At 68.0% G+C, this 14,244-nt stretch carries 13 protein-coding genes and 1 tRNA gene; 2 read left to right on the forward strand and 12 right to left on the reverse strand.

From position 1 onward, the window contains the following. Positions 1-2: 2 nt before the first annotated feature. The 5 genes from sbnB to LY40_RS23940 all read right to left on the reverse strand — a co-directional run bounded on the left by sbnB (position 3) and on the right by LY40_RS23940 (position 4,186). Positions 3-1,016, reverse strand: a complete 1,014-nt coding sequence (gene sbnB / locus LY40_RS23920; RefSeq protein WP_308216711.1) for a 2,3-diaminopropionate biosynthesis protein SbnB — start codon at positions 1,014-1,016, stop codon at positions 3-5. An 11-nt stretch (positions 1,017-1,027) separates the two neighbouring features. Then, entirely contained in the window at positions 1,028-2,035 is a 1,008-nt protein-coding gene (sbnA, locus tag LY40_RS23925) for a 2,3-diaminopropionate biosynthesis protein SbnA (protein ID WP_183782892.1), read from the reverse strand. A gap of 282 nt (positions 2,036-2,317) precedes the next feature. Further along, positions 2,318-2,836 (reverse strand): COG4315 family predicted lipoprotein, encoded by a 519-nt coding sequence (locus LY40_RS23930; protein WP_183782890.1) that lies wholly within the window; start codon positions 2,834-2,836, stop codon positions 2,318-2,320. 106 nt (positions 2,837-2,942) lie between these two features. Beyond that, complete coding sequence (locus tag LY40_RS23935) at positions 2,943-3,635, reverse strand: anti-sigma factor family protein (RefSeq protein ID WP_258938214.1); 693 nt, start codon at positions 3,633-3,635, stop codon at positions 2,943-2,945. After that, entirely contained in the window at positions 3,632-4,186 is a 555-nt protein-coding gene (locus tag LY40_RS23940; protein WP_183782886.1) for a sigma-70 family RNA polymerase sigma factor, read from the reverse strand. Before LY40_RS23940 ends, LY40_RS23935 begins: the two co-directional genes overlap by 4 nt. Before the next feature lie 77 nt (positions 4,187-4,263). On the opposite strand from LY40_RS23940, the gene LY40_RS23945 reads away from it, so the two are divergent. Further along, a complete protein-coding gene (locus LY40_RS23945) occupies positions 4,264-4,752 on the forward strand; it encodes a DUF2231 domain-containing protein (RefSeq protein WP_258938215.1) in 489 nt (162 codons plus the stop codon). A 140-nt stretch (positions 4,753-4,892) separates the two neighbouring features. On the opposite strand, the gene LY40_RS23950 is transcribed toward LY40_RS23945, so the two are convergent. The 5 genes from LY40_RS23950 to LY40_RS23970 form a co-directional block, all read right to left on the reverse strand. Then, positions 4,893-5,546, reverse strand: coding sequence for a TetR/AcrR family transcriptional regulator (locus LY40_RS23950; RefSeq protein WP_258938216.1), 654 nt, complete (start codon positions 5,544-5,546; stop codon positions 4,893-4,895). Positions 5,547-5,573: 27 nt separating this feature from the next. Beyond that, complete coding sequence (locus LY40_RS23955) at positions 5,574-6,701, reverse strand: DUF7802 domain-containing protein (RefSeq protein ID WP_183782880.1); 1,128 nt, start codon at positions 6,699-6,701, stop codon at positions 5,574-5,576. Next, positions 6,698-8,185 (reverse strand): FAD-dependent monooxygenase, encoded by a 1,488-nt coding sequence (locus LY40_RS23960; protein WP_183785420.1) that lies wholly within the window; start codon positions 8,183-8,185, stop codon positions 6,698-6,700. The genes LY40_RS23955 and LY40_RS23960 overlap by 4 nt, the downstream gene beginning before the upstream one ends. Positions 8,186-8,481: 296 nt before the next feature. Next, positions 8,482-10,326: a vWA domain-containing protein gene (locus tag LY40_RS23965; protein ID WP_258938217.1), complete on the reverse strand. Its 1,845-nt coding sequence runs from the start codon at positions 10,324-10,326 to the stop codon at positions 8,482-8,484. Between the two features lie 525 nt (positions 10,327-10,851). Beyond that, complete coding sequence (locus LY40_RS23970) at positions 10,852-11,769, reverse strand: LysR family transcriptional regulator (RefSeq protein WP_183782876.1); 918 nt, start codon at positions 11,767-11,769, stop codon at positions 10,852-10,854. 104 nt (positions 11,770-11,873) lie between these two features. Between LY40_RS23970 and LY40_RS23975 the strand changes: the two genes are divergently transcribed. Further along, positions 11,874-12,725 carry an aldo/keto reductase gene (locus LY40_RS23975; RefSeq protein WP_258938218.1) on the forward strand — a complete coding sequence of 284 codons (852 nt, stop codon included), beginning with the start codon at positions 11,874-11,876 and terminating at the stop codon, positions 12,723-12,725. A gap of 195 nt (positions 12,726-12,920) precedes the next feature. Here the strand turns inward: LY40_RS23975 and LY40_RS23980 are convergent. Together LY40_RS23980 and sepX are read right to left on the reverse strand one after the other, a co-directional pair. Further along, positions 12,921-12,993, reverse strand: a tRNA-Ala gene (locus LY40_RS23980). Between the two features lie 74 nt (positions 12,994-13,067). Continuing rightward, entirely contained in the window at positions 13,068-14,051 is a 984-nt protein-coding gene (sepX, locus tag LY40_RS23985) for a divisome protein SepX/GlpR (RefSeq protein ID WP_258938219.1), read from the reverse strand. Positions 14,052-14,244: the final 193 nt, after the last annotated feature.

Genomic DNA, 14,244 nt, shown 5'->3' on the forward strand with positions numbered 1-14,244 from the left:
ATTCAGTACAGGCTCAGCCACGTGCCGGTACCCGACTCGGCGGCTCTGCGGTAGACCTCACCTGCGCACGCGATGTCCTCGACCGCCATACCCATCGGATTCAGCACGATGATCTCGTCGTCGTTATCCCGGCCGGGACGTTCGCCCGCGAGGATCTCGCCGAGTTCGGCGTGCAGCTGCTCACGGGAGAAGGACCCTTCGAGTACCAGCTGGTTGATGATCTTCTTCTCGCGGTTGCTCTGCTCCCAGTCGTCCACGACGACCTTGTCGGCGCCGAGGAACACATCCTTGTGGACGTCCATGATGGACACGTTGCACAACAGCGCTCCCCGCTTGAGCCAGGAGAACGTGATGTAGGGCTTGTCGGTGACCGTGCACGGAACCACGAGATCACCCTGGCCGACCGCGTCCTCGGCGGAGCCGGCCACGACGGCCTTGACGTTCGGGTGCTCCCGCATGATCCGTTCGGACAGCGCATTCGCCGCGTCCTGGTTCACGTCGTAGAGGTGGACCGTCGTGATGTGGTCGAACTGCTGCAGCAGCGCGGTGGCCTGCGTGCTGCCGATGAGGCCGCAGCCGACCAGTGAGACATCGGTGAAGCCGCTCACGGCGAGGTGCCGGGCGGCCAGGCAGGTGACGCCCGCGGTGCGCCAGGCGCTGATCAAGCTGCCTTCCATGACGGCGACCGGGTATTTGGTGGCCGGGTCGTTGAGCACTATCAGCGCACTGGCGCGCTCTTTGCCCTCGCGCGTGGGATTGTCGTGCTTGCTGCCGATCCATTTGATCCCCGACATACCGGGTTCGCCGACGTGCGCGGGCATCGCGATGATGCGGTCGGCGATGTGCCCGCCGGGACCGTCGGTACGCAGGTACGGCTTGAGCGGCTGCACGGTCTCGCCGCGCGCGTGGGCGATGAGCCCGTCGCGCAGCGCGCCGACGTACAGGTCGGAGTGCTCACCACCGACCGCGGCGACATCGGACCGGGACAGATACAGCATCCGGACGGTGTCTTCCACCGGTTCCTCCTTCACGATGAATGCTCCGTACGGCGCTGGTGGACGCCGGCGAGCCAGTTGTCGTCGTAGACGAGATCGAGATAGCGATCACCCCGATCGGGAAACACCGCGACGATCCGTCCAGGGCGGTCGAGCCGTGGCAGCGTCCGCTGGATCGCGGCCACCACGGCACCGGTGGAGCCGCCTGCGAAAACACCCTCGGTGGCGAGGAGTTCCCTGCATCCCTTCGCAGCGGCGACGTCGTCGACGTAGACCACCTCGTCGATCTCTTCCGGTCTGCACAGCTCGGGCACGCGGCTGGATCCGATACCGGGGATGTCCCGTGGGCCGGGAGCGCCGCCGAAGATCACGGAGCCGACCGCGTCGACCGCGATCACCCGCATCCCGGGGAACTCCTCACGGAGCCGGCGTGCGCACCCGAGAATGCTGCCGGTAGTGCTGACCGCGGCGAAGAGGTACTCCGGCGGGCGGACCAGCTGCTCGGCCAGTTCCGCCCCGGTGCCGTGGTAGTGCGCCTGCCAGTTGCGGTCGTTGGCGTACTGGTTGATCCACACGGCGTCGGGGTCGGCGGCGAGAAGCTCGTTCACCCTGCGGATGCGCGAGTGCAGGTAGCCGCCTGCCTCGTCCACGTCGTCGACCATCTCCACGTCCGTGCCGAGGCTGCGCAGCAGTGCGATGTTCGCGGTCGTCGTCTTGGGGTCCAGTACGCAGGTGAACCGCAGTCCCCGTACCCGCGCGGCCATCGCGAGCGCGATGCCGAAATTGCCCGAGCTGCTCTCGACGAGGCGGCAGCCGGGCGTGATCGACCCGTCGCGCAGGCCGGAGTCGACGATGTAGCGCGCCGAGCGGTCCTTCATACTGCCGCCCGGATTCATCAACTCCAGCTTCGCCAGGACGTCGAACTCCGGCTGCGGGAACAGCCGGTTCAGTGCGACGACCGGGGTATTTCCGACACAGTCGAAGACGGATTCGGCAATCGACTCGTCGGGCTCGGCAACAGTGTCGGCGGCAGTAGCCACGTTTCTCCCTTGCTAGAGCGGCCGGAACGGGCGTTGTCGACGCCTGGCACGCTAGCAAAGGTTAGGCTTACTTAAATAGGCCAGCGGGGTGAGTAGCCTCACCGGCGGGTGGTCTTGACCGCCGCGCAACACGAGGACGGGGCTTCCCGTCCGCAGCCGGGAGCCCTGGGGCGGCGACCCTCGGCGCCGGCGACGACCTGCCGTAACCGACCGAAGCGCAACGCGAACGGCCGGCTGTGAGACACCGCTCGTCGACCAAGGTCTTGATCTTGGTCGACGAGGTCAGCCTCGGACCGGCTCACCCTCCGGTGTGAGGACCCACCACACGTCTCCGACACCTTGTCCGCTCAGGTCGCCGGGCTCCTGGTCGCCGGCGTAGTAGTAAAGGGGCCATCCGTTGAGGGTGAGCTGGGGGCTGCCGTCGACGCCGGTGATGGTGCCGATCTCGCCACTGATTCCCTCGACGTCGGGCGTCTCGTCCCCCGGGACCGCGGGCCAGTTCTGCGCACACTGCCCCTCGCACGTCGAGGTTCCGGAACCCCGGTCGTCGCTGTCGAACTGATAGAGAACCATGCCGTCGTCGTCGACCACGATCGTGCCGAGTTCGGTATCGGCGGTTCGCAGTCCCGGGGCGCCGCCGGAGTCCCCGTCGCCGGTCGCCGGGGGTGCTCCGTAACGCCCGTTGCCGGTGTCACCGGAGTCCGTCGACGATCCGTCGCCGCCCTCGCCTCCACCGCATGCAGTGAGCGTGAGCAGGAGGAATGGCACCGCCACGGCCTTGAGAGTGCGTCTGGTCTTCATGGTTCACGCCTTCCTGTCCTCGCGGGTGCTGGCCCACTGTTCGGGGCACTCGTGAAACACGAGGCGCGAGCCGGTGCGGTTCATCCGCCGGATGCGGAGTCGGCCGCTATTGCTCCGGAACCGGCGCGCTGAGCACTTCCTCGCCGCCGCCGGTGACCACGGTGAGGGAGGCGACGTCGTCGAGGCTCACGGCCGTGGCGGCGCCGAGAACGACGGTTTCACCGGGGACGGCCTGCCAGGTCGACACCTGGGTGCTGGCGCCGTCGGCGTCGGTCACGACGAGCGCGTACCAGGTCTGCTGCCGTTGGTAGTCCAGCCGGGCGGGGTAGTCGCATTCGATGGACAGCCGGGTTCCCCAGATTTCGGAGGCGAGCGTGACGTCGACGTCCATTTCCGAGGAAACCGAACCGACCGGCTCGAGGTCCACCGACACGGCATCGTCAGCAGCCGGACGCACCAGGGCAGCCGGTATCGCGAGCACGAGCACGAGCACAACGGCTGCAGCGGTTGCCCATGCGAGTAGCCGGCGCCGGCGGCGGCCACTCCGCCGGTGTTCCTTGCGCAGCATGGCGTCCATCAGATCGACCGGCTCCCGGTGCTGATCAGGCAGGTCGCCTTCGGATCCGGGCCGGATCTGTGCGAGCAGACCGGGCATCGAAGCGAGACCGTTGACCGCATCGCGGCACAGCTGGCACCGTTCCATGTGCTCCTCATAGGCCCGCCGATCTGTCGGGGTGAGCGCGCCGAGCACATAGGCGGCATCCCATTCGGCGAAGCCTTCGTGGTCCGGCCGGTTCATCGGGTCACCCCTCTCTCCTGGAACGCCAGGCGCAAGGCGCACAGCCCGTAATGCAGCCGCGACTTCACCGTCCCCTCGGGGATACCGAGTTCCTGGGACAGCTCGGCCGTGCTCAGTCCCCCGTAGTAGGCCCGCACGATCACCTCCCGGTGGTGCGGGCCCAGTGCAGCGAGAGCATCGGTGACCAGCATCGCGTCGAACAGCCGATCCACGCGATCCTCGGCGACCTCCTCCGCCGCCTCCGGAGTCGTCTGCTCGTGGCGCCGGCTCGCACTGCGCGCTTGGTCGATGACCAGGTTGCGGGCGACGGCGAACAACCACCCACGGACCCGGACCGGGTCATCCCGTATCACCCTCGGCGTGCGCCAGGCTCGTAGCAACGTCTCCTGCACGATGTCGTCGGCATCGGCGGGCCTTCTCGTCAGCGACACCACATACCGCCAGAGCGCGGTGGCATAGCGGTCGTGCAGGTCGCGCAGCACCTCGACGCGGCTCGTGTCGGTTCCCGACCGACCCGACCGTCGCTCCTCGCCGGTGTTGCCCTCGCCCATATCCACAACACGGTGCGGAGTGTCCGACGGTTCACCCTCCGGTGAACGTTGCGGGTGCGCGCCTCGTGTCTCCCGCTATGGACGATACCGGGACACTCTTCGGCCTTCCCCTCCATCCGCTGCTCGTCCACGCCGTCGTCGTACTGGTTCCGCTGGCCGTGCTCACGCTGTTGCTCGCGCAGTTCTGGCCGGCTGCTCGCCGCCGACTCGGCCTGGTCACCCCGCTTGCAGCGGTGCTTGTCGCTGCCCTCGTGCCCGTCACGATCGCCGCCGGGCAGTCACTCGCGAGCGCCGTCGGCCCGCTGCCCTCGGTGCTGGAACACGAACGCTACGGGCGAATGCTGCTCCCATGGTCGATCGGTCTCGTCCTGGTCGCGACCGCACAGTGGGGTTGGTTCCGGTGGGCGACGGCAGCCCTTCGGCGAGCGCAGCGGACACGCGCAACAACGATCGGCTCGGCGCTCCTCGGCCTCGCGGTCATCGCCGTGGCCGTCGGGAACATGACCGTGCTGATCCTCGCGGGGCACTCCGGCAGCCGGTCGGTGTGGGACTCGGTCATGTCATGAGCCGCCCGGCTCCCGCGCGCCGACAGGACCGGCAACTCTCCGACGGTCATCGCACGCCGTGCCGTGCACACCTGACGTGTGCGGCTTGGTGCTGCTCCGCGAGACGGTTGGTGCTCATCACCGGCATCCCTGCCCACCGGCTAACGGGCTGGTGGCCCCTGCGTGAGGTCGTCCGGCTCGCCGTGCCGGGGCGGGAGTCCGCCGAGAGCCGGTCCGACCCAGCGGCGGACGAGGGAACGGATCCGGTCGTCGGTGAGCGGCGGGCTCGAGGGGTACTGGAGGAAGGAGATGAACAGCCGCATCAGGACCTCGGCGAGCCCTTCGAGGTCCTCGTCCGTGGTGACCCCGACGGCCCGCCAGTCCACCGGCACGTTCCGCAGAATGCGTGCGCCGAGGCCGAAGGCCGCGGGAGAGGTGGACCCGGCGGTGAAGAAGTCGGGGTCGCCCGCTTGCAGCAGCAGGCCCATGTAGGGCTCGTCGGGCACGGTTCGGACGGCGAACACCACGGACTCCACCGCGGCCTCGGCAGGGCTTTCGCACGCGGCCAGGTGCTGCTGCATCCGCTCCGCGAACTCGTCGGCGCCCGCCTGCCCGACGGCCCTGAGGATCTCCGAGAGACTCGGGAAGTAGCGATAGACGGTCTGCCGTGTCACGCCGGCCTCGTTGGCGACATCGGACAAGCTGATCTTGGAAACATCGGTGCGGCCGATGCAGGCGATCGCCGCCTCGACGAGTCGGCGACGTGCCTGATCCTCCGCACCAGGCGGGTTTCCCTGCCATCCGTGGTGTCCCATGGGTGTCATCTTCCCCGAAGGGGAAGGTCAGACACCGGCAGGATCCGTCCGGCGGGTTCGCTGCGTGCGATGGAGCGCGACGAGGAGCAGACCGGCCCCGAGGAAGCAGGCGAGCGCATAGATTCCGCTCCCCGTCGGGGTGCCGTCGCGGGTGATGCCATCCTCCGCGCCGAGGTACTGCGGCAGGGCGGCCCCCCAGAACACCGCCATCGCCCCGAGATAGATCGCCGGGTAGAAGCGGGCGAAGGCCGACAATGGTTCGCCGGGTCCGCGGTTCGGCGAACTCAGGTGCGCGACGACGACCCAGCCACCGGCCAGCCAGATGAGGGCGAGCTCGATGCCGAGGATCCACGCCTGGGCGGTGACATCGGGGTTCGCGCCGCCGAACAGGCTCGACGGGATGTTGGCGATCACCATCGCCACCGGGGTCAGGACTCCGGCCAGCAGGACGCGCAACACGAGGTCCCACCCGCGCCGCGGCCTGCCGTCCGCAGCAGGCCGCCCCGTCAGGCGCACGACCAGGTAGGTCATGGCCGCCATCGAGACCGACGCGAACAGCAGCATGCTGGTCATCGGCACCGACGCCATCGCCGGATGGTTGACGATGTGGTTGTCGTCGTTCCAGGTCCACCACTTCAGCTGCGGACCGACGTGGTCGAAGATCTCGTAGAAGACCTGACAGGCGAGCGCCACGGCCACCGAACCTGCCAGTGCGCCGCGCCACCGGAAGATCCCGAGCGCCCGCACGAGTTCGTAGGCCAGCTGGCTGATCATCGGATAGAACGCCACGATGTAAAGCGGCAGCCGATCCGCCATGAACTGCACGGAGAACCGGTTATGGGCGAAGATGAACCCGTACAGCTCGTCAAGGCCGAACCATTCCGGGAAGTACAGGGGTGGTTCGATCACGAAGAGGTAGACCAGCGAAGCGCACCACAACGCCAGATTCACCGGATCGCCGTTGCGGTAACGGCGAACAGCGTGCACCAGTGCGAAAACGGCGCCACCGATGACGAGCAATTCGAGCAGCGGCATCGTCCAGTTCGTGAGATCCCAGGGAAACCGCAGCGAAGCCACCGTGGACACGTCGGCGCAGTCGAAACCGAGCACGCGCGTGGACTCCGCCGCGTGCGGTCCACACATGGTGTCGGTCATACCTGCGTCCCGGTCCGCGCCGCCGTACGCGCGGTGTCGGCCGACGAGTAGTCGGTGGCCGGTGGTTCGGCCTGGGGATCGAATCCGTAGGGAACCCGCTCGCGGCCCAGCGCCGCACGGATGCGATAGCGCACGAGCCCGGCGAGCACCCGCGGACTCGTCATCATCTGGCCCAGCGACTCGTCGAGGTTGAACACCTTGGAGAAGTGTTCGTCGACGACGGCGTCCTCGCGGGCGGCGCCGACGATGAGACTGAACGCGGGACCCGAGACGGCCGCGAGAATCCGGCGTTTCCACTCGGGCAGCTGCTCGGTACCCACAGCGCACTCGTAACCCTGGTCCCGCGCCATCGCGAGCCGCCACGGCACGCCGAGCAGTTTGCGCTGCTCGGCCAGGAATCCGGCACAGAACCTCCGGTCGACGCTCCCGGCGCGGGAGAGGTGTTCTCGCAGCAGAAGCGCCGAACTCGCCGCGGAGCTGATGCCCTGCGCGTAGAACGGGTTGAACGCGCAGATCGAATCACCGACGAACACCAGCCCCTTCGGAGGCGTCGACCAACGGTCGTACCGCCGCCACTTGTTGCCGGTCGACCGGGTCAGATGCACCTGTGAGGTCGGGGTGCACCGATCCATGGCTGAGGCGAACAGCGGTGTCCGCACCCGACGGGCCGACTCGAGGAACGCCTCGGTACTGCGGGGCATCGGATGCCCCCAGGAACCCATGCAGGCGATGACGCGGTTGTCCTCGACCGGGAAGAAGTTCACCAGGAAGTCGTGCTCGGCGGGATGCTGCCCCTTGTCGGGGGTCGGCATGATCACGAGGTGTTGCCACCACCAGGAGGAGGGGCGCTGCTCCGCCGAGGGCAGGTCGTACCAGCGTGAGGTGTAGGTGACCTTGGCATCGAGCGTCTGCACCGGCGGTGCCGGCCATCCTGCGGCCACCAGCCAGTCGCCGACCGAGGAACCACGCCCCATCGCGTCCACGACGAAGTCCGCGTCGATGCGCTCATCGCCTGCGGACGTGGAGATCTGCACGCCGGTGACCGCGCCGTCGTGCACCGAGAGCCCGTGGACGGCGACACCTTCGCGCAGTTCCACATTGGACAAGCTACGGATCTTGTCGCGCAGCACCCGTTCGATGAGGATGCGCGAACTGTAGATCATCGTCATCGCACTGCTCTTGCGTGCCGACCATCCCTCGCCGTCGAGGTAGGCCGCATCCATGGAGGGCATCAGGTGAAGCCCGCCCGCGGCGATGAGTTCGTCCTCGAAGCCGGGGAACAGCTCCCCGATCGCCCGCCTGCCCGAGTTCAACAGGAAGTGCGGGTGCTTGCTCTGCGGCACTCCGCGCCGATGTTGAGCGTCGGCGGGCAGTTCGTCGCGTTCCAGCACCACCACGTGGTCGAAGTGCGGAGCGAGCGCCCCTGCGCTGCACAGACCGCCGACACTACCCCCGAGGACCACCGCCACACTGCCGAGCACCATCGGACCGACCTCCGTGTTGATCATACAGATTTTCAGAAACTGTATGATTGAAGTCGGGTCGCGTCAATGCGGGATCCCGTCGACCCCTCCGGCGACGTGCCGAACCGCGGGCCTCCGCCGGGAGCCAGAGCGTGGCGCCGACACCGGGAGCCGCCGGCACCGGAAGCCAGGGCGTGGCGCGAACATCAGTGGCCGTAGCCCCGCCTCGCCGCTCTCAGCGGCACCCACACGCAATGCGGGGCGGCCCGCCGTCACCACGGCAGACCGCCCCGCACGGCTTGTTCCTGTCGAATCCCTCAGGAGTGTGTGTTGCGGCGCAGCGCCACGAACGTTGCGGCACCACCACAGAGAAGCGCACCGCCGCCGATGGCGAGCCAGCCCCACAGCGGCATTCCGACCTCGTCCTCGGTGGCCGCCTGCCGCACCGCCTGCTCACGCTCGTCGCCTTCGTCCGAACCGCCGGTGACGAGGCCCTGCGGGTAACCGTCGGTGCTCACGTACTCCGGGCCCGCCACCTTCTCGCCGCCCTTGCTGACGAACAGCCGAATCGGCAACTCGGTGTACTCGTCGGTGCTCGAACCGACGTGGACCGTGATGTAGTACCACCCGGGAACGCTCGCTTGCTTGCCTTCCTCCCGGTTGTTGTAGAGCACCCGCGAGGTGGCGATCGGGTCGCCGGAATCCGCCTCGTTGTAGAGGTTGAAATCCTCGTTCCAGTTGCGTGATCCCTGCTGGCGGACGGGGTCGTAGATGTCGTAGGTCACCTCGGCCCAGTCCTTGGGATCGTTCCGCGCATGGGTCTGCACCGCGAGCGATTCGCCCCAGTCGAGCTTGACCTTGTAGGTGGCCATCTCGTTGACCAGCAGCGTGTCGGCATAGATTCCACTGCCGTCCAGTTCGACGGCGTCGTTGAAGCTGCCGCCGCCGGTGACCGCCTGCTCCGCTCCGCCGGGGTTGCCGAACGGCACCTCCGCGGTGTTCTCTGCCGGGCCGGTCGAACCGGAGACCGGCGGCTCGAGGGTCACCAGCAGTTCGGTCTGCCACGTCCAGTACTTCGCCTCGCTCGGACCGTCCCGTTCGACGGAAAGGTAGTACTCCTCATCGGCGTTGCAGTCCGAGTCTTCACGAGTGTCCACACTGAACGCGGATGTGGCGTGCGCGGCCGAGGACTTACGCAACGCAGAAGCGATGTGCACATCCTCATCCTGCTCCTCACACACCTTGCCCTGCGGGTCGACGAGCTGTGTGGTCACCTCGACCCAGCCACCTTCTTCGTCCCGCGGCAGCACCGCCGTCGCGGCGAAGTGCACCGTGAAGTCCTTGGGAATGCGGACCTTGTAGTACTTGGTCTGGCCCGAGTCGATCGTGTCCACGTACTGGCCGGCCTCGATGGTCGGCGCGGAGGGGAACTCCTCGGTGCCGGTGATGGCAGTGCCCTTCACCTCGTAGCTGCGCTGAGCGCGCTCGACGACGCGCGGCAACTGCTCGTCCAGCGACTTGGCGTCCGGCGCGTCGGTGTAACTGCCACCGGTCGACTCCGCGATGCAGGACAGCTGCTCGCGAGCCTCGTCGTCGATCTGGAAGCCGACCGTGTGCACGGCGAGGTCGACGCCGCTCTCGGCGAGTTCCTTCGACACCTCACACGGATCCGGCGGTGCACACGTGTCGATTCCGTCCGAGATCAGCACGATCGCGCGTGGCCCCTCGTCGGGAAGCTCATCGGCCGCCTCCCGCAGGGAGTCGCCGATCGGTGTCTCGCCCGCCGGCTGGAGCCCGTCGACCTTCGACTTGAGATCCTCCGCATCGACGGGACCGACCGGCACCTCGGTGCTGATGGCGTCGCAATCCGGTTTGCCGGAGCCACTTCCCGCGCCGCGCGATCCGTAGACCTGCAAGCCCATCTGCGTGTCCGGCTCCACGCCGTCGACGAGCGTGTTCAGCGCCCCCTTCGCGGCATCCATCTTCGTCCTGCCATCGCCCAGCGCGTCGGCCATCGATCCCGAAGCATCCACCGTGACCATGACCGGCGCCGGCTTTTCGACCTGTTCCTGGGCTGTCGCCACAGACCCGAACGAGGTCGCTCCGGCCAGCAGTCCCCCTGTGGCGACCACCGCCCAGAATCGGCGCCATGACCAGCTCATCAGACCCCCACTGTTCGCAGCTTTCCTATCGCAATACGTCACTGTGATGCCGCGGAAGCCTGTGCGGTTCCATGACGCCGTCGCTTGATCGCCGCCACGGCAGCCCGGCTGTGATGACGAAACCGGCGGCACTGTGTCCCGCTGCTCGCCGGCGGCCTGATCGCGTGAACCGGAAAGGCCGTTGCGGCAGGGACCCCGCCGGGATCCGTTGCTACCGCGGGACGACCGCTACGAGCAGCCGTACGGCAGGGAGAGCGACGCAGGCCCGGAGGACTCGGCATTCTGCGGTAATCGCTCGATCCGGCACAGCACGCTCACCCACCGCCGAAGACAGTCCATACCGGAGCATCGGCGAGGACCTACCGAAGCGGCCCGGATTCGTGACCGCACTCGGCGTGGACGTCGAGGTCAACCGTCACTATCCGGTTGCGTCCAATGTGGCCAGTTAACCTCGTCGAACACGGACGACATTCTCCCGCTTTGAACCCCGTCGCATCCGCCCGGCGCCGACCTTCGTCGGCGGCACTACGCGGGAGTGTCGGTGTCACACTGGCGGGCACTGTCCTGCAACGCGCGGAGCGCCGCCTGGAAGGCGGGCCGGTTCGTGGTGCTGTTGCGCCACAATGCGAACACTCGTCGTCGAGGTGCCGGTCTCAACGGCACGAACCGGACGCCGGCCGGTGTCCGGCCGCGGCCGAGCCGAGGGATGATCGCGACCGTGCTTCCGGCCGCGACGACCGCGAGCTGGGTGGAGTGCTCCGAGGCGGTGTGCTTGACCCGGGGCTCGATTCCGTTGCGCCGCAGGGTGTTCTCCAGCCAGCCGTGGCAGATCTCGTCGTCGGGCCAGCTCACCCAGTCCTCGTCGCGCAGCTCGTCCAGGGTGACGACGTCTCGCCCGGCGAAGTGGTGTTGCACCGGCAGTGCCACATCGAGCACGTCCTCCAGTAGCGAGACGCGCGAGATTCCCTCGGGCACCGGGAGTGGCTCCTCCGGCCAGTCCTGCACGACCGCGATGTCGACGGCGCCGTGGCGCAGCTCTGCGATCGCCTCGGTGGGTTCCAGTTCCGCGAGCCGCACCGTCAGGCTCGGGTGCCGCTGCCGCAGTGTGTGCAGCATCGGCGGCAGCAGGCCGCGGGCGGCCGTGGCGAAGGCGGCCACGGAGAGCGATCCGGCCACCGCGCCGCGATGGTCGGCGAGGTCGGTTTCGATGAGCTCGACCTGCTGCAGCAGCCTCGCGGCGTGCTCGGCGAGCAGGCCGCCGACGTCGGTGAGCTGGATGCCGCGCCCCTGCCGTTCCAGCAGCTGCTGGCCGACCTCACGTTCCAGCCTGGACAGTTGCTGGGACACCGCCGAGGTGGTCACGTGCAACGCCTCGGCGGCGCCGCGCACCGACCCCGTAGTGGAGACCGCATGAAGCGTCCGGAGGCGTTCCAGGTTCAACACATTAGTGATTCTACGCGATCATCCCAAGAATGTTTCGATTGTCTTATCTGCACCGCGGCGGCAGTGTTGGCTCCGTACCCCGCCGACACGCAGAAGGAGACGTTATGAAAGCCGATCGCCACCACCTCGTCCTCGGCGGTGACCTTCCGGTCCACCGGCTGGGTTTCGGCGCCATGCGACTGCCCACCGGCGACCCGGCCGCGGCGCACGCGCTGGCGCGCCGCGCGGTTGAGCTCGGCATTACGTTCATCGACACGGCCGACGCCTACGCGCTGGGCCGCAACGAGGAGCTGCTGGCCGAAGCCCTGCACCCTTATCCCGACGACGTCGTGATCGCCACCAAGGCCGGGCAGTGTCACCCCGGTGACGAGTGGATCCCGCTCGGGCGTCCGGAATACCTGCGCCAGCAGGCCGAGCTGAGCCTGCGACGGCTGCGGGTGGAGCGCATCGACCTGTTGCAGCTGCACCGGATCGACCCCACTGTCGCGCTGGCGGACCAGATCGGCTCGCTCCGGCAGCTGCAGGACGAGGGGAAGGTGCGGCACGTCGGACTGTCGGAGGTCACCGTCCAACAGATCGTGGAGGCAGGGCGGATCACGCCGATCGCGAGCGTGCAGAACCGGTACAACCTGCGCGACCGGCGCTCGGAGGGCGTGCTGGCGCACTGTGAGCAGCATGGCATCGCGTTCCTGCCCTGGCTGCCGATCGCGCCGAGTGTGCGCTCGGACTCGCCGGTGACCGAGGTGGCCGGCCGGCTCGGCTCCACGCCGGCTCGGGTCGTGCTGGCGTGGCTACTGCGCCGGTCCCGGGTCATACTTCCCATCCCGGGTACGTCCTCTCGGGACCACCTCGAGGAGAACGTTGGAGCGGTCGATCTCGAGCTGCCCGACGAGGACTTCAACCGCCTCGATCGACTCGGCCGCCCGACCTCGGAACACGAGATGTCGCTCGCTTAGGCACCGAATCAGGTGCTGGTCGATGCACCACCGCTGACTACCAGGCTGCACAACGAATCAACCCGAGGCTGGTCCGCGCACAACGCACCCACGCGAGGTCAGCAGGAGCACGCACTGTGGGGGGGGGTCGGCCTCAGACCCGATCGGCGAAACAGAAAAGGCTCGCGCTCTCCGCGAGCACGAGCCTTCCATCTGTGGAGCTGAGGGGAATCGAACCCCTGACCTTCTCGATGCGAACGAGACGCGCTACCAACTGCGCTACAGCCCCTGAAGTTGTTGCCCTCTTTGATGAGTGCTCGATGAGCATAGCAAGGTCGCCATGCCCATCGAGCGAGGGGGCCCCTATTCGCCGACGGCCCGCCGATAGGGCAGTTCGCCCGGGTCGCCGAGCTCGTGGAAAGCGGGGTCCTCGTCGTCGATGTCGACGACGACGGCATTCCGTGGCGGCCGCGGCGCGCGGCGCCGTTCGACATTGACGAGTTCGGGGCCTTGGCGTGGCTGTTCGGGGCGTTCGGCAGGACGACCACGGCGAGGCTCGGCAGTGTCGCGGGTGTCACGGTCGCGGGTGTCGCGGCCACCGTCGTCCTCGTCGCCCCACGCCTCGTCGTCCCATTCGGGTTCGGCGGCACGCCGCCGGGGACCGCCGGAGTAGCGGGCCATCCGGCGTTCGCGGATCTCCTCCTCGATACGCACCTGACGGCGCAGGTATGCGAGGTAGCCGACGAGGGCGACGTCGATCGCCCCGTGCAGCCACCACAGCATCGGCAGCACTGCAGCGGCGACGATCGCGCTCACGACGGCCGCGATCAACAGCATCAGCACGACCCGCTGGCGGTACGCGTACTTGGCGCGCGCGTCCATCTCGGCGGCCTCGGGGTCGAACCCGCCGCGACCGGGGCGGTAGCGCCTCGCGCCGGGTTCGCCGGGCCTGCGGTCGCCGGGTTCGTCGAGATCGGCCTCGCCCGCGTCGGCGCGGCGGCCGTACCTGCGCTCCCGGCTGTCCACCGGTTCGTCGTCAGCCTCGTCGCGTTCGTCGTAGTCGTCGATGCCGGCGGCAGAGTCGTCTTCGGTGTCGTGGTCCGTGTCGCCGTCGGCGTAGTCGACGGAGTCGTCGAACTCGTCGTCCTCACGGCCGCCACGGGTGCCGGCGTTCCGGGTCATGGCGAACTCCCTTCGCCCGTTGTTGCGCGTACCGCTCCGCACGATCCGGCCGGCCAGCGCCGCATCGCTGGTCTGTGCGACCTCCTGACGCTTCCGCGCCACCATGGGAACGAGAACGACAAGCCACGCAGCGGCGAGCCCGATAATGATCAACGAGCTTGGCATCTCCCGTCACCTCCCGACCTGTCGGTCGTTCGCGTTGCCGCGCAGCCCTCGGGCCGCCCCACTCCCCTTGTCCGCAGAGCGCTTTGTCTCCACGCTGACAAATCACCACGTTAGTCACACGAGTAACAGAAGACCCGGAGACGCGCCGGGGTCATCTTTGATTCCTGTCACTGGATCAGGTAGCTGTAGCGCG

Origin of the sequence: Prauserella salsuginis (assembly GCF_024648885.1) — a bacterium.
GTDB lineage: Bacteria > Actinomycetota > Actinomycetes > Mycobacteriales > Pseudonocardiaceae > Prauserella > Prauserella salsuginis.

What these genes read in the sequence shown, in the direction of transcription:
- LY40_RS23930 (WP_183782890.1), bottom strand. Translation starts at nt 2,836, where the DNA reads ATGAAGACCAGACGCACTCTCAAGGCCGTGGCGGTGCCATTCCTCCTG.
- LY40_RS23955 (WP_183782880.1), bottom strand. Translation starts at nt 6,701, where the DNA reads ATGACCGACACCATGTGTGGACCGCACGCGGCGGAGTCCACGCGCGTG.
- LY40_RS23940 (WP_183782886.1), bottom strand. Translation starts at nt 4,186, where the DNA reads ATGGGCGAGGGCAACACCGGCGAGGAGCGACGGTCGGGTCGGTCGGGA.
- LY40_RS23950 (WP_258938216.1), bottom strand. Translation starts at nt 5,546, where the DNA reads ATGGGACACCACGGATGGCAGGGAAACCCGCCTGGTGCGGAGGATCAG.
- LY40_RS23945 (WP_258938215.1), top strand. Translation starts at nt 4,264, where the DNA reads ATGGACGATACCGGGACACTCTTCGGCCTTCCCCTCCATCCGCTGCTC.
- sepX (WP_258938219.1), bottom strand. Translation starts at nt 14,051, where the DNA reads ATGCCAAGCTCGTTGATCATTATCGGGCTCGCCGCTGCGTGGCTTGTC.
- LY40_RS23975 (WP_258938218.1), top strand. Translation starts at nt 11,874, where the DNA reads ATGAAAGCCGATCGCCACCACCTCGTCCTCGGCGGTGACCTTCCGGTC.
- LY40_RS23935 (WP_258938214.1), bottom strand. Translation starts at nt 3,635, where the DNA reads ATGAACCGGCCGGACCACGAAGGCTTCGCCGAATGGGATGCCGCCTAT.
- LY40_RS23965 (WP_258938217.1), bottom strand. Translation starts at nt 10,326, where the DNA reads ATGAGCTGGTCATGGCGCCGATTCTGGGCGGTGGTCGCCACAGGGGGA.
- LY40_RS23960 (WP_183785420.1), bottom strand. Translation starts at nt 8,185, where the DNA reads ATGGTGCTCGGCAGTGTGGCGGTGGTCCTCGGGGGTAGTGTCGGCGGT.